The organism is Sphingomonas sp. GC_Shp_3, from assembly GCF_026540945.1.
GTDB lineage: Bacteria > Pseudomonadota > Alphaproteobacteria > Sphingomonadales > Sphingomonadaceae > Sphingomonas.
Genome location: NZ_JALNUT010000001.1, coordinates 712,042 through 725,803, shown reverse-complemented (window position 1 = coordinate 725,803; position 13,762 = coordinate 712,042). Strand labels below are relative to the sequence as shown.

The 13,762-nt window shown below is 65.8% G+C and carries 13 protein-coding genes; 7 read left to right on the top strand and 6 right to left on the bottom strand.

Annotated elements, in window-relative coordinates; genetic code table 11:
• Positions 1-2: 2 nt before the first annotated feature.
• Complete coding sequence (gene cysK / locus OXR00_RS03615) at positions 3-923, bottom strand: cysteine synthase A (protein ID WP_267386678.1); 921 nt, start codon at positions 921-923, stop codon at positions 3-5.
• Entirely contained in the window at positions 920-2,224 is a 1,305-nt protein-coding gene (locus tag OXR00_RS03610; RefSeq protein WP_267386677.1) for an MFS transporter, read from the bottom strand. The genes cysK and OXR00_RS03610 overlap by 4 nt, the downstream gene beginning before the upstream one ends.
• A gap of 210 nt (positions 2,225-2,434) precedes the next feature.
• On the opposite strand from OXR00_RS03610, the gene pdhA reads away from it, so the two are divergent.
• Positions 2,435-3,481, top strand: coding sequence for a pyruvate dehydrogenase (acetyl-transferring) E1 component subunit alpha (pdhA, locus tag OXR00_RS03605; RefSeq protein ID WP_267386676.1), 1,047 nt, complete (start codon positions 2,435-2,437; stop codon positions 3,479-3,481).
• A gap of 1 nt (position 3,482) precedes the next feature.
• Positions 3,483-4,904, top strand: coding sequence for a pyruvate dehydrogenase complex E1 component subunit beta (locus tag OXR00_RS03600; RefSeq protein ID WP_267386675.1), 1,422 nt, complete (start codon positions 3,483-3,485; stop codon positions 4,902-4,904).
• Between the two features lie 106 nt (positions 4,905-5,010).
• Here the strand turns inward: OXR00_RS03600 and OXR00_RS03595 are convergent, their stop codons facing one another.
• Positions 5,011-5,169, bottom strand: a complete 159-nt coding sequence (locus OXR00_RS03595) for a hypothetical protein (protein WP_267386674.1) — start codon at positions 5,167-5,169, stop codon at positions 5,011-5,013.
• Positions 5,170-5,415: 246 nt separating this feature from the next.
• Between OXR00_RS03595 and OXR00_RS03590 the strand changes: the two genes are divergently transcribed.
• Positions 5,416-6,135, top strand: coding sequence for a squalene/phytoene synthase family protein (locus OXR00_RS03590; RefSeq protein ID WP_267386673.1), 720 nt, complete (start codon positions 5,416-5,418; stop codon positions 6,133-6,135).
• A 65-nt stretch (positions 6,136-6,200) separates the two neighbouring features.
• Positions 6,201-6,677 (top strand): EF-hand domain-containing protein, encoded by a 477-nt coding sequence (locus OXR00_RS03585; protein ID WP_267386672.1) that lies wholly within the window; start codon positions 6,201-6,203, stop codon positions 6,675-6,677.
• Between the two features lie 48 nt (positions 6,678-6,725).
• Here the strand turns inward: OXR00_RS03585 and trmFO are convergent, their stop codons facing one another.
• Positions 6,726-8,048, bottom strand: a complete 1,323-nt coding sequence (trmFO, locus tag OXR00_RS03580; RefSeq protein ID WP_267386671.1) for a methylenetetrahydrofolate--tRNA-(uracil(54)-C(5))-methyltransferase (FADH(2)-oxidizing) TrmFO — start codon at positions 8,046-8,048, stop codon at positions 6,726-6,728.
• 79 nt (positions 8,049-8,127) lie between these two features.
• Between trmFO and OXR00_RS03575 the strand changes: the two genes are divergently transcribed.
• Complete coding sequence (locus OXR00_RS03575; RefSeq protein WP_267386670.1) at positions 8,128-9,390, top strand: MFS transporter; 1,263 nt, start codon at positions 8,128-8,130, stop codon at positions 9,388-9,390.
• Between the two features lie 109 nt (positions 9,391-9,499).
• Here the strand turns inward: OXR00_RS03575 and rsmD are convergent, their stop codons facing one another.
• Together rsmD and OXR00_RS03565 are read right to left on the bottom strand one after the other, a co-directional pair.
• Positions 9,500-10,042, bottom strand: coding sequence for a 16S rRNA (guanine(966)-N(2))-methyltransferase RsmD (gene rsmD / locus OXR00_RS03570; RefSeq protein ID WP_267386669.1), 543 nt, complete (start codon positions 10,040-10,042; stop codon positions 9,500-9,502).
• Entirely contained in the window at positions 10,042-11,343 is a 1,302-nt protein-coding gene (locus OXR00_RS03565) for a pseudouridine synthase (RefSeq protein ID WP_267386668.1), read from the bottom strand. Before OXR00_RS03565 ends, rsmD begins: the two co-directional genes overlap by 1 nt.
• Before the next feature lie 141 nt (positions 11,344-11,484).
• Between OXR00_RS03565 and OXR00_RS03560 the strand changes: the two genes are divergently transcribed.
• Positions 11,485-11,916: a response regulator gene (locus OXR00_RS03560; RefSeq protein ID WP_267386667.1), complete on the top strand. Its 432-nt coding sequence runs from the start codon at positions 11,485-11,487 to the stop codon at positions 11,914-11,916.
• Between the two features lie 121 nt (positions 11,917-12,037).
• On the top strand, positions 12,038-13,696 hold the full coding sequence (locus OXR00_RS03555) for an MFS transporter (protein ID WP_267386666.1): 1,659 nt from the start codon (positions 12,038-12,040) through the stop codon (positions 13,694-13,696).
• Positions 13,697-13,762 lie beyond the last annotated feature (66 nt).

Below are 13,762 nucleotides of genomic sequence, written 5' to 3'. Positions count from 1 at the left end.
ATTTACGACTCGGGCAGGAAATCCGGCACGGACAGGTAACGCTCGCCGGTGTCGTAGTTGAAGCCGAGCACGCGCACGTCGTCGGGCAGATCAGGCAGTTTCTGCAGGATCGCGGCCAATGTCGCACCCGACGAAATGCCGACCAGCATGCCTTCTTCGGTCGCCGAACGGCGCGCCATGTCCTTGGCGACGGCGGCATCGACCTTGATTGCGCCATCAATCGCCTGCGTATGGAGATTGGCCGGTACGAAGCCCGCGCCGATGCCCTGGATCGGGTGCGGCCCGGGCTGCCCGCCCGAAATGACCGGTGACGCATCCGGCTCGACCGCGAACACCTTGAGGTTCGGCCACACCTTCTTCAGCGTTTCCGCCACGCCGGTGATATGGCCACCGGTGCCGACCCCGGTGATGATGACGTCGATCGGCGAATCGGCGAAATCGTTGAGAATCTCCTGCGATGTCGTGCGGACATGGACGTCGATGTTGGCGGCGTTTTCGAACTGCTGCGGCATCCATGCGCCGGGCGTCTGCGACACGATCTCGAGCGCGCGTTCGATCGCACCCTTCATCCCCTTTTCACGCGGGGTAAGGTCGAAGCTCGCGCCATAAGCGAGCATCAGGCGACGACGCTCGATCGACATGCTTTCCGGCATGACGAGGATCAGCTTGTAGCCTTTCACCGCCGCGACCATGGCAAGACCCACGCCGGTGTTGCCGCTGGTCGGCTCGACGATGGTGCCGCCGGGCTGGAGCAGGCCGTCGCGCTCGGCCGCCTCGATCATGGCGAGCGCGATCCGATCCTTGATCGAGCCGCCGGGGTTCGAACGTTCGGACTTGATCCACACTTCCTGCCCCGGAAACAGCCGCTGCAGCCGGATGTGCGGGGTGTTGCCGATCGTATCGAGGATCGTGTTGGCTTTCATGCTTTGGCCTCCATCTCAAGGTCTGCCGCGTCCTGAAGCGACTTGGGCGGTTCGAACGTCTTGGCGTTGCGAATGCTGGGGAAGAGATAGGTCCACAGGATCGTCACTACAATCGCGCCGCCGCCGCCGATCAGCACCGCGCCTACAGGTCCGAGCGCGGCGGCAAGGAAGCCCGACTCGGCCTCGCCCAGTTCGTTGGAGGCCGAGATGGTGAGCTGCGACACCGCGCCCACCCGACCGCGCTTGTCGTCCGGCGTATAGAGCTGGATCAGCGAGGAACGGATATAGACCGAGAACATGTCCGACGCCCCCGCCAGCACCAGTGCGCCGAGGCTGAGCGGCATCCAGGTCGACAGGCCGAAGATCACGGTCGCGGTGCCATACACCAACACCGCGCCAAGCATCTTGACGCCGACATTGGTCTTGATTGGCCGGAACGAGAAGAACACCGCCACCACCATTGCGCCGATCGCCGGCGCGCCGACCAGCATGCTCAGCCCCTGCGGCCCGACCTTCAGGATATCGTGTGCGTAGATCGGCATCAGCGCGCTGGTGCCGGCGAGGAATACCGCGAACAGGTCGAGCGTGATCGCGCCGAGCACGAGTTTGTTCTGCCCGACATAGGCCAGACCATCGATGATCTGCTTGATCGGATGATCCTTGCTGATCGCGATGGTGCGCGGCACCTTGCCGATCAGCAGCATGCAGACCAGTGCCAGCCCGAACAGCGCGGTCGAGAGGAAGTACGCGCCCGACGGCGCAAGTGAATAGGCGAACCCACCGATCGCCGGGCCGATGATCGCACCGACCTGCCATGACGTGGAGGACAAGGCGATCGCGGTCGGCAGCGACTCGCGTGGTACCAGATTGGGCGCGAGCGCGCCGAACGCCGGCCCGGCGAACGCACGGCCGATGCCGAGCAGCACCGCCACTGAGAAGATCACCGGCAGCGAAATCCACCCCTCCACGGTCGAGATCGCAAGGATCGCCGCACACAGCACCTGGAGCGACAAGGTGACGCGGGTGATCATCCGCCGGTCGAACCGGTCCGCCACCAGCCCGGTGATCGGCGTGGAGATGAACAGCGGCAGGAACTGCAGCAACCCGATCAGCCCGAGCTGCGCCGCCGACGCGCTTGGCGTCATGGTCGCCCGCGCGATCGTATAGGTCTGCCAGCCGATCACCACGATCATGCCGTTCTGCGCTAGCGTCATGCAGAAGCGTGCCGCCCAGTACGCCCGGAAATTGGCGATGCGCAGCGGGTGGATGGAAGGGGCGGTTGCGGGGGGCGATTGGGCCATTGCGTGTGGCTTTAGGCCCGGCCGCCCGTTCCGGGCAATCGACGATTTGCCGCCACGTGGAAAACACGCCGACAAGACTGCGCACGCACCCTGCGCAAGCGATCGTACCGAAAACGAATGCTGACACCGGGCGCGGGACCGTTGATGTTTTCCCCGCAACCCGCCTATAGCGGCCCGCAGCGTACCCGAGGACAAAGAGGTTTCGATCACGTGGCCAAAGCCCCAGCGACCAGAACAGCCGAGCCGCCCGCATCCAATCGCGAGCGCCCCAACGAGCCGACGCCGTTTGCGGCATCGAAGGAAGAACTGCTCGATTTCTACAAGCAGATGCTGCTCATTCGCCGCTTCGAGGAAAAGGCGGGGCAGTTGTACGGCCTCGGTTTCATCGGCGGCTTCTGCCATCTGTATATCGGCCAGGAAGCGGTCGCGGTCGGCCTCCAGTCCGCGCTGGACGGCGAGAAGGACTCGGTCATCACCGGGTATCGCGATCACGGCCACATGCTCGCTTACGGTATTGATCCCAAGGTCATCATGGCCGAGCTGACCGGCCGCGCCGCCGGCATCTCGAAGGGCAAGGGCGGCTCGATGCACATGTTCTCGACCGAGAAGAAGTTCTACGGCGGGCATGGCATCGTCGGCGCGCAGGTATCGCTCGGCGCAGGCCTCGCTTTCAAGCACAAGTATAGCGGCGACGGTGGCGTTGCGGTGTCGTACTTCGGCGATGGTGCTGCGAACCAGGGCCAGGTCTACGAATCGTTCAACATGGCCGAGCTGTGGAAGCTCCCGATCATCTTCGTGATCGAGAACAACCAGTATGCGATGGGCACCAGCGTCGGCCGCGCATCGTCGGAAGACCAGTTCTACAAGCGCGGCGAAAGCTTCCGCATCCCCGGCATCCAGGTCGACGGCATGGACGTGCTGGCGTGCCGCGGCGCTGCCGAGGAAGCGCTGGCGTGGGTGCGCGCCGGCAAGGGGCCGATCATCCTCGAAATGAAGACCTACCGTTATCGCGGCCACTCGATGTCCGATCCGGCCAAGTACCGCAGCCGTGACGAAGTGCAGGCGGTGCGCGACAAGTCCGACCCGATCGAGCACGTCAAGAAGCTGCTCGAGGAGCAGGGCGTAGTCGAGGACGAGCTGAAGACGATCGAGCAGGCGATCCGCAAGACGGTCAACGAAGCCGCCGACTTCGCCGAACAGACGCCCGAGCCGGATCCGGCCGAATTGTACACCGACGTGCTGGTGGAGCGCTACTGAGATGCCGATCGAGATCAAGATGCCCGCGCTTTCCCCGACCATGGAGGAAGGCACGCTCGCCAAGTGGCTCATCAAGGAAGGCGACACCGTCAAGTCCGGCGACATCATGGCCGAGATCGAGACCGACAAGGCGACGATGGAGTTCGAGGCGGTCGATGAAGGCACCGTCGGCAAGATCATGGTCGCCGAAGGGTCCGAAGGCGTGAAGGTCGGCACCGTCATCGCCACGCTGCTTGCCGAGGGCGAGGAAGCCGGCGCGGAGCCGACGCCCGCCAAGACCGAGGAAGCCGCCGAAAGCGCGGCCCCCGACGCGCCCAAGGGCGAGGCCGAGGTCGGCGCCAGCCCGGCGCAGGACAAGGTCGATACCGGCGCGCGCCAGATGTTCGAGGCGGCGAAGAACGACGCGCAGATCGCCGATCCGGCGATTCCCGAAGGCACCGAGATGGTCCGCACCACCGTCCGCGAAGCCTTGCGCGACGCGATGGCCGAGGAAATGCGCAGCGACGACCGCGTGTTCGTGATGGGCGAGGAAGTCGCGCAATACCAGGGTGCGTACAAGGTCACGCAGGGTCTGCTCGACGAGTTCGGCGAGCGCCGCGTGATCGACACGCCGATCACCGAATACGGCTTTGCCGGTATCGGCACCGGCGCGGCGATGGGTGGTTTGAAGCCGATCGTCGAGTTCATGACGTTCAACTTCGCGATGCAGGCGATCGACCACATCATCAACTCGGCGGCGAAGACCAACTATATGTCCGGCGGCCAGATGCGCTGCCCGATTGTGTTCCGTGGTCCCAATGGTGCGGCCAGCCGTGTCGGCGCGCAGCATTCGCAGAACTACGGCCCGTGGTACGCGAGCGTGCCGGGCCTGATTGTGATCGCGCCATATGATGCGGCCGATGCCAAGGGCTTGCTCAAGGCGGCGATCCGGACGGAAGACCCGGTCGTGTTCCTCGAAAACGAACTGCTCTACGGCCGTTCGTTCGACGTGCCCAAGCTCGACGATTACGTGCTGCCGATCGGCAAGGCACGCATCATGAAGCCGGGCAAGGACGTCACCATCGTCAGCTACTCGATCGGCGTGGGCCTCGCGCTCGAAGCCGCCGAAACGCTAGCCGGCGAAGGCATCGATGCCGAGGTGATCGATCTGCGCACGTTGCGCCCTCTCGACACGCAGACGGTGCTGAATAGCGTCGCCAAGACCAACCGCCTCGTCGTGGTGGAAGAGGGCTGGGCAACCTGCTCGATCGCGTCGGAAATCAGCGCGGTGGTGATGGAGCAGGGCTTCGACGATCTCGATGCGCCCGTCATCCGCGTTGCCAACGAAGATGTGCCGCTGCCCTATGCGGCCAACCTCGAGAAGCTTGCGCTGATTACCGCCGACAAGATCGTCACCGCGGTGAAGAAGGTGACCTACCGCTGATCGGAAGAGGGCGGGGCCGTGAGGTTCCGCCCTTTCGCCGCCAACGTGCGGTAAAGGTGGCGCCTGCCAGTACGTCTGCCTCGTTCCTCAGACGTAGGCGTCGCTGTCAGACCTTGTGCAGGTTGCGCGTCGACCAGTTCACCCCTAGCGACCGAGGGGAGACATGGTCGCGCACGGCGAAACACGCACTGTAGTTGCTGTCCTGCGGCGTACTCAGCCACGCGTCGACCAAGGGTTTGGTGCGATAGTTGATCGCCAGGTACATAACGCCAGCCCACCCGGAGTATCGAGCGGCGCGCGACTGCTGTTCCGCTTATCATCGGACAGCAGGCAGTCCAGCGGACCGGCCGTATCGACTACGAACATTGCGTCTGTATCCCCCACGTCGTGACGCGGTTGGCAGGTGACCGCAAGGGAAGTGCGCGTAACCGCGACCGTCTTCATCACCGGCAAAGCCAGCGTTCAACGGCAGGGCCGATAAGGTCGAGCGACATAAAACGGGCCGATGCCTATGGACCGGGCCGATGCCTATGGACCGGGCCGCATACCGCCGGGTAGGGCGCTGCAGATGCAGGACGACCCGGAGCGCGCGCTCGCGCTGAACTATGCCCCAACGGGGGCTCGCGATGGACTGCACGCGCTGTTCGCGCTTGACGACACATTTGCGCATGTTCTCCGCACCACCACCGAGCCGATCATCGGCCAGATGCGCCTCGCGTGGTGGCATGATGCGCTGCAACGGCTGGACGCTGCAGCGCCACCCGCGCAGCCGGTGTTGCAGGCGCTTGCGGACGCGGTCGTGCCGCGCGGCGTTGCGGGGCATACGCTCGCCGAACTGGTCATCGGTTGGGAGGCGCTGATCGAGGCCGACGCCGTGGACGCCGCGGCGATGTCGGCGCATGCCGAAGGGCGAGGGGCGGCATTGTTCACGGCGGCCGCGTTGCTGCTTGGCCGGTCGGACGCGCGCGTCGAGGCGGCGGGCCGGGGTTGGGCGCTGGCCGATCTGTCGCGGCATCTCCGCTCGCGCGAGGCGGCAACGCAGGCCCGAACGCTGGCAGCGGCCGCGTTGGACGAGGCGCTTGTGGGAGCGTGGCCGGCGGCGCTGCGTCCACTCGGCGCGCTAACGCTGATCGCGCGGATGAACCTTGCGGTGCCGGAGAGCATGCCCATCCCCGCCGGTGCGCCGCGCCGCGTCGCCCGCTTGATGTTGCATCGATTGACTGGTCGCTGAGCCTTTCGCCGGGGCTGAGACCGGGATAGCGTCGCTTCGACAGGGCAGAGGGGGATTCGGGCAACATGTGGAGATCTGTGGCGGGTGGGCTGGCAGCATTATTACTGCTGGCGGCAGGCTTCATCTATTTCACGGCGCGCGGCGGTGTCGCAGGGCTACCGCTGGCTGCGGTTCAGGCGGCACCGGCAAGCCAGGCCGATGCGCCGCTGCCCGACACCGTGCCCGAGGCAAGCGAGAAGACGCGCGAGCAGAAGCGCCTGTCGCGCTACGACAAGGATCATGACGGCAGCGTCACGCGCGAGGAGTATCTCGCATCGCGGCGTAAGGCGTTCGCCAAGCTCGACGTGAACCATGACGGCCAGTTGTCGTTCGACGAATGGGCGGCGAAGACCGAAGCCAAGTTCGCCGCCGCCGATATCGACAAGTCCGGCGCGATGAACGCGGCGGAGTTCGCCACCACTGCACCAAAGCGCAAGTCCAAAGTGCGCGCGCGTTGCCCGGAAAACCAGCAGACCCAGCCCGCCAAGGATGAGGAGAGCTAAGGAACGGTCCGCTTGGCGGCAGACCGTTCCGGGTTCATCGTTCAGGCTTCAACCAGCCGTCGCGAGCCAGCCCTGCATCGCCGTGCGCGCACGGTCGGTGTACATTTTTTTGCGGTCGGCCTTCTTGGTGCGACCGGGGATCGGCGGCATCAGCCCGAAATTGACGTTCATCGGCTGATAGGTCTCCGCGATCGCTGCGCCGGTGATGTGGTGAAGCAGCGCGCCGAGAGCGGTCTCGACCGGCGGCGCCGCGAGCGTTTCTCCACGGAGTTCCGCGATTGCGAAGCGCCCGGCCATCAGCCCGACCGCCGCGCTCTCGACATAGCCTTCGCAGCCGGTGATCTGCCCGGCGAAGCGGATGTTCGGGCGGTTCTTCAGCCGCAGCGTCGGGTCGAGCAGTTCGGGCGAGCGCAGGAACGTGTTGCGGTGCAGCCCGCCCAGCCGCGCGAACTCGGCGTTTTCCAGGCCTGGAATGGTGCGGAACAGCCGTACCTGCTCAGCATGTTTTAGCTTGGTCTGAAAGCCGACGATGTTCCACAACGTGCCCTGCGCGTTGTCCTGCCGAAGCTGCACCACCGCGTGCGGCCAGCGCCCGGTACGCGGATCATCCAGCCCAACCGGCTTCATGGGCCCGAACCGCAACGTATCGAGGCCCCGCTCGGCCATCACCTCGATCGGCATGCAGCCTTCGAAATAGGGGGTGTCGCGCTCCCAGTCCTTGAACTCGGTCTTTTCGCCACCGATCAGCCCGGCATGGAAAGCCTCGTACTGCTCGCGGTTCATCGCGCAATTGATGTAATCCTTGCCCTCACCTTTGTTCCAGCGCGACTGGAACCAGGCGGTCTCCATATCGATGCTGTCGAAGTGGACGATCGGCGCGATCGCGTCGAAAAACGCGAGTGCGTCCGCGCCCGTTGCGCCGGCGATGCTGGTGGCCAGCCCGGACGCCGTGAGCGGACCCGTTGCGATGATCGTGGGGCCATCCGCCGGCAAGGCATCGACCCGTTCGCGCACGATCGTGATGTTGGGATGTTGCGCCAGCGCCGCGGTGACGCCGGCGGAGAAGCGATCGCGATCGACCGCGAGCGCCGAACCGGCCGGCACCTTGTGGACGTCCGCCTCCCGCAGGATCACCGAGCCGAGCCCGCGCATTTCGGCGTGGAGCAGCCCGACGGCATTGCTCTCCGCATCGTCCGAGCGAAAGCTGTTGGAGCAGACCAGCTCGGCCAGACCGTCGGTGTGGTGGGCAGGCGTTGCCTCGCCAGTGCCGCGCATCTCCGAAAGCTTGACCCGGAAGCCTGCCTCGGCGAGTTGCCATGCCGCTTCAGAACCGGCGAGGCCGCCGCCGATGATGTGAATGTCGTGTGTCATGCGGAGCCGATAGCGCGTCCGGCGTCATCTTACAAAGCCGCGCGCTTGACCGCCGGTTGGACCCGCGCGATCAAGTGGCATGCCTCGCCATTCCATGACCCAGCACAGCCGCGTGTTGCTCGCCAGCCTGACCGGCACCACGGTCGAGTTCTACGATTTCTACATCTATGCGACCGCCGCTTCGCTGGTGTTCGGGCCGCTGTTTTTTCCGACGGCGGACGCGTCGGTTCAATTGTTGTCGTCTTATGCGGTGTTCGGGGTCGCGTTCATCGCGCGACCGGTCGGGGCGGCGCTGTTCGGACACTTCGGCGACCGGATCGGGCGCAAGTCGACTCTGGTCGCCAGCCTGATGCTGATGGGCGGATCGACCGTAGCGATCGCGTTCCTGCCGACCTATGCACAGATCGGCTGGACCGCGCCCGCGATCCTGTGCGTATTGCGGTTCGGGCAGGGGCTCGGGCTTGGGGGCGAATGGGGCGGGGCGTCCTTGCTCGCGGTGGAGAATGCGCCGAAGGGTTGGGAGATGCGCTACGGCATGTTCCCGCCGCTGGGCGCGCCGGTCGGATTTGTGGCTGCGAACGGCTTTTACCTGATCCTCGGAAGTGTCTTGAGCGATGAGCAGTTTCTCGCCTGGGGTTGGCGCCTCCCGTTCCTGACCAGTGCGGTGCTGGTGCTGCTGGGGCTGTGGGTCCGCCTCAAGCTGACCGAAACGCCCGCGTTCCTGGAGGCGGAGGCGCACGATGCCATACCGCCGGTACCGTTCGCGGAACTGCTGAGCGATCATCTGTGGCCGGTGCTGGCGGCGACCTTCTGCGTGGTGGCGTGTTACGCGCTCTTCTACCTCGGCACCGCCTTTGCGCTTGGCTATGGTACCAGCGTGCAGGGACATGGCCGGCAGGAATATCTCGCGATCGAGATGGCGGCGGTGCTGTTCCTCGCCATCGGCGTGATCGTGGCGGGCGTGCTGTCCGACTGGTACGGTGTGCGGCGGATGATGGGCTTCGGCTTCCTTGGCTGCATCGTCGCCGGATTGACGATGGCACCCGGCCTGGGCGCGCACTCTCTGTATGGCGTGTGGCTATGGCTGGCCGCATCGTTGTTCGTGATGGGCTTCACCTACGGGCCACTTGGCGGGTTCATCCCTGATCTGTTCCCCGCCGGGGTGCGCTATACCGGTGTAAGCCTTGCGTTCAGCATGGGCGGCATCATCGGTGGCGCGCTGACGCCGATGGGAGCGTCTGCGCTGGCGAGGGCAGATGGTTTATGGGCCGTGGGAATGCTGCTGGTCGCGGCCGGAGTACTAAGCCTGATCGGCCTGGCGATGTCGCGCCGGGCGCTTTGATAACGGCGAAGCGAGGTCTCGAACTGCCGGTCGGATATCCGACAACGCCGGCTGATATGCACCATGGCGGCGACAGCAGGCTGTCCGGCAGGCATGTGCAAGCGCTTCGTCAAGCCTGACCGCGCCGCAGCAGCGTGATCCGTCCCTTGCCGTATACCCGCGCCGCATCCTCTACAAAACCGGCAACCTCAAGCGGCTCGCGCTTGGCGGTTTCCACGCTGATGATCGTCGCATCGCTGACCCAGCCGAGCCGCGCGAGCTTGTCGAGCGCCACCGCGCCTGCGCCGCTATCGTAAGGCGGGTCCATCAGGATCACGTCGAGCGGCACCGCCGCCGGCCCAAGCGCAAGTACCGACTGTGCACGCACGTCCGCCTTCGCACCGAGTTTCGTGATGTTGGTGCGCAGCGCGTCCAGTGCTGGCTTGTCCTGCTCGACGAACAGGCACGAGGCCGCGCCACGCGATAGCGCCTCCAGCCCAAGCGCGCCCGACCCCGCGAACAGATCGGCGACTGCCAGCCCCTCGAAACTGCCGAGCCGACTCGTCAGCATCGAGAACAAGGCCTCGCGAACGCGGTCGGCGGTGGGGCGAGTGGCTTCCCCCTTGGGCGCGATGAGCGCGCGACCGCGCCATTCTCCAGCGATGATGCGCATTATTTACGAGTCCGTGGCGGGCGGGGTTTGGACGGGCGGGCAGGGCCACGCGGCGGGGCGGAGCGATCGGCGGGTGCACCGTCTCGCTTCGAACGGGGATCGGTCGCGGTGCGGCGTGCACGCGACGTGCCTTCGCCGCGCGCGGGTGCTGCCGCGCCCGACTTCGGCTTGGCGTCGTAGAACCGCTTCGGCTTGACCGGTGCCGGAGTCGCGGCACGATCCTCGGCCGGTCGGCTGTCGCGCGGCGACCAGCCCTCTTCACGTGCTGGCGAGGCGGCCCGTCGCAGCGCGGGTTTATGTGGGTTGCGTGGCACGTCGGATGCGGCCCCGGCCCGGGGTTTTCTCGCATCGCGGGAAGGTCGCGCATCGGCAAAGGCGGCACGGTCAGCCTTGGCGGCGGTTTCGCGGGTGATGCGCGGCGCAGCGGCCGCACGCGGTCTGCCTAGCGCGGGGCGATCATCGCGGACGACGCGCGGCGTGTCGTGACTGTCGCCCCGTTCGATCCGAAGCGGTTCGGACGCGCGCGCCCGTGCCGGCTGCGGCAGATCGAGCCGGGTCGGATTTTTGCGGAACGACGCGACGTCGTGCCCGCGAACCTCGCCCACTGCCCCCGGCGCGAGGTCACCCAATACGAACGGACCGTAGCGGGTGCGGATCAGCCGCGACACACGCAGGCCAAGATAGTCGAGCACGCGGCGCACTTCACGGTTCTTGCCCTCGGTCAGGATCATCTCGATCCAGACGTTGGCGCCCGTGCGTCGCTCGAGATTGGCGTCGATCGAGCCGTAGCGGACGCCTTCGATCTCGACGCCGTGGATCAGATCCTCAAGCTGCTGTTGTGTGATCGGGCCGTATGCCCGCGCACGATAGGCGCGCTGTACGCCGGTTGCCGGCAGTTCGAGCTGACGCTTCAGCTCGCCGTCGGTGGTCAGCAGCAGCAGGCCTTCGGTGGCGAGATCGAGCCGCCCGACCGGCATGACACGCGGCAGGCTCTGCGGCAGCCGGTCGTAGATCGTCAGCCGCCCGGCAGGATCGCGCTCGGTCACGAGCAGCCCCGGCGGCTTGTGGTACAGGAACAGCCGCGCGGGTGCCGCCGCCTCAACCGGAGCGCCGTCGACGGTGACACCGTCCAGCGAGGCAAGGATGGTGGCGGGCGTGTCGATCACGGTGCCGTCGAGCGCGACGCGACCATCGGCGATCATGCGTTCGATCTCGCGGCGCGAGGCAATGCCGGCGCGGGCGAGCAGTTTGGCGATGCGCTGCGGCGCGCCGGCGGCTGAGGTGGGGGTAGGGCGTTGCACCGCGACCCCATAGCGAATTTCGCATCGTCCGCGCGTAAAAATTCGTGAGACCCTTTCTGTTGCCGCGCGTTAAGAGACGGATGCGTAACGAGGGCGCGCATCGTGGGCGGCGATGCAGCCAGGAAAGCGGGTGGACCGATCATGCTGTTCGGAAAGAAGAAGCGGCGGATCTGTCGGTTGCTCATCGTCGAGGACGAGCCGCTGGTCGCGTTCGATACCGAACATTTTCTGCGTGAGGCGGAATATGAGATCGTCGCGACGGTCGACCGGGTCGCTGACGCTCTGGCAGTGCTACGCCGGCCAGACGGGGTCGATCTGGTGCTGGTCGATGTTCGGCTATCCGATGGTAGCGGCATCGACGTGGCGCGCGCGGCGCATGATGCGGGCGTACCTGCGATGTTCGTCACCGGGCAGTGCCCCGCCGGCGGGCGCGAAGTCGCCGCCGGCTGTCTTGCCAAGCCGTATTCGCCGCGTGATCTGCTTGCCGCGATCAGCGTGGTCGAGGGAATGCTGGACGGCAAGCCGCCCAAGCGTACGCCAGCGGGTTTCACGCTGTTCGCACGGCCCGAGTAAAGCTGCGCTCTGCTCCCCACCCAGTCGCCCGTTGCCCTGATCGCCGCTGCCGCCTAGACCTGCCGCATCGGCGCACATTCGCGTCAGGGGGTGAAGGTTGGCGGTTACACGACCCAAGGGCATGCGGCTGTTCGTCGCTGCATTACGCACACGCAAATCGGCGTCGATGCTGGCGCTGGGCTTCTCCTCGGGATTGCCGTTCGCGCTTCTGATCGGAACGCTGAACGCATGGCTGGGCGAGGTCGGCATTGCGCTGGCGACGATTGGCGTGCTGTCGTGGATAGGCCTCGCCACCGCGTTCAAGTTCCTGTGGTCGCCGCTGGTCGACCGCGTGCGCCTGCCATTGCTCGGCCGCCTTGGTCGGCGCAAAGGCTGGATCGTGCTGTGTCAGGCGTTGATCGTGGTTGCGCTGATCGGGCTGGTGGTGACCGATCCGACCCTCGACATCGGCCGCTTCGCGGCTTTCGCGTTTTTGGGCGCGGTGAGTTTCGCGACGCAGGATATTGCGATCGACGGCTGGCGGATCGACGTTGCCGATGACGACACGCCGGTCGAGTTGCTGTCGGCGATCAACCAACTCGGTTACCGGGTGGCGAGCATCGTTGGCGGAGCGGTCGCGCTCTACATGGCGTCGCGGATGTCGTGGCCGACCGTCTACGCCGTGATGGCCGGGGTAATGGCGGTGTTGATACTGTTCGCACTCGCCGCACCCGACACGCAGCGTCCGCCCGATATCGCGGTGAGTGCGCTTGCCGCGCCGGGTGAAGTGCGGCCGGGCCTGCGCGCCGTCGCGTTAGCAATCGTCGGCGCAAGCTGGACGTGGGCGATCGTGACTCTGGTCAGGTTCATGGTGTCGATGCTGGCGGAGACACCGCCCGGCGCGCCGAGGCCATCACCCGGCGACTTCCTCAAATATCATGGTCCGGCGATCGTCGTGGCGACGGTGCTTGTGCCCCTGGCCGTGGCGGGCTGGATCAATTGGCTGAAGGCGCGCGGACGTGGCGTGCAGACCGTCGCGGATACCGGTACCTCGGCGATGCGGACTGCGGGGAATCACCTGTACGGCGCGCTGATCGCACCGCTTGCCGACTTGGCGCAGCGGCTCGGCTGGGGTGTGCTGATCGTGATCGGACTGATCCTCACCTATGCCTTGTGCTACAACGTCTGGGCCTCGTTCGCCTATCCGTTCTACCTCGACTATCTGCACTATACCAAGGACGAGGTGGCGTTCGCGTCAAAGCTGTTCGGCATCATCATGTCGATCCTCGGCGTCAGCCTTGGCGGCTATCTGTTCGTCAGGATCGGCCGCTTTCCGACCGTGCTGGTCGGTGCGATCCTGCCGATCTTCGGCAACTTCCTGTATGCGGATCTTGCCGACGGCGCCCCGTATATCGATCTGGTGCTGGGCACGCTGCGGCTGGATCATCTCGCCATCGCGCTTGGCAGCGACGAGCGAATGGCGCGGCTGTTGCTGACGATCTGTTACGAGAATATTTCGACGGGTCTCGCGCTCGCCGCGTTCGTTGCGTACCTTTCCAGCATCGTCAGCAAGCAGTTCGCCGCCGTGCAATATGCGGTGCTATCGTCGTTGACCTTTCTGATCGGATCGCTCGGCCGCGGCGTCGCTGGCGAGATGTTCGACACGCTCGGCTATGCGACGGTGTTTCGCTACGTGGCGGCGGTGGGGCTGCTGGCGATCGTGTTCGTGTTGCTAGAATGGTGGCGTGCGTCGCGCGTGAGCGCAACGGCGGAACTGGGCGGCACCGGCGAGGCGGCGTGATGGACTGGGTGTGTTTCCTGGTCCGCTTGCCGCTTGGCGATTGCCTAGCGACAAGCGGATGAGTGG

What these genes read in the sequence shown, in the direction of transcription:
- cysK (WP_267386678.1), bottom strand. Translation starts at nt 923, where the DNA reads ATGAAAGCCAACACGATCCTCGATACGATCGGCAACACCCCGCACATC.
- OXR00_RS03610 (WP_267386677.1), bottom strand. Translation starts at nt 2,224, where the DNA reads ATGGCCCAATCGCCCCCCGCAACCGCCCCTTCCATCCACCCGCTGCGC.
- OXR00_RS03600 (WP_267386675.1), top strand. Translation starts at nt 3,483, where the DNA reads ATGCCGATCGAGATCAAGATGCCCGCGCTTTCCCCGACCATGGAGGAA.
- OXR00_RS03595 (WP_267386674.1), bottom strand. Translation starts at nt 5,169, where the DNA reads ATGTACCTGGCGATCAACTATCGCACCAAACCCTTGGTCGACGCGTGG.
- OXR00_RS03590 (WP_267386673.1), top strand. Translation starts at nt 5,416, where the DNA reads ATGGACCGGGCCGATGCCTATGGACCGGGCCGCATACCGCCGGGTAGG.
- OXR00_RS03585 (WP_267386672.1), top strand. Translation starts at nt 6,201, where the DNA reads ATGTGGAGATCTGTGGCGGGTGGGCTGGCAGCATTATTACTGCTGGCG.
- trmFO (WP_267386671.1), bottom strand. Translation starts at nt 8,048, where the DNA reads ATGACACACGACATTCACATCATCGGCGGCGGCCTCGCCGGTTCTGAA.
- OXR00_RS03575 (WP_267386670.1), top strand. Translation starts at nt 8,128, where the DNA reads ATGCCTCGCCATTCCATGACCCAGCACAGCCGCGTGTTGCTCGCCAGC.
- rsmD (WP_267386669.1), bottom strand. Translation starts at nt 10,042, where the DNA reads ATGCGCATCATCGCTGGAGAATGGCGCGGTCGCGCGCTCATCGCGCCC.
- OXR00_RS03560 (WP_267386667.1), top strand. Translation starts at nt 11,485, where the DNA reads ATGCTGTTCGGAAAGAAGAAGCGGCGGATCTGTCGGTTGCTCATCGTC.
- OXR00_RS03555 (WP_267386666.1), top strand. Translation starts at nt 12,038, where the DNA reads ATGCGGCTGTTCGTCGCTGCATTACGCACACGCAAATCGGCGTCGATG.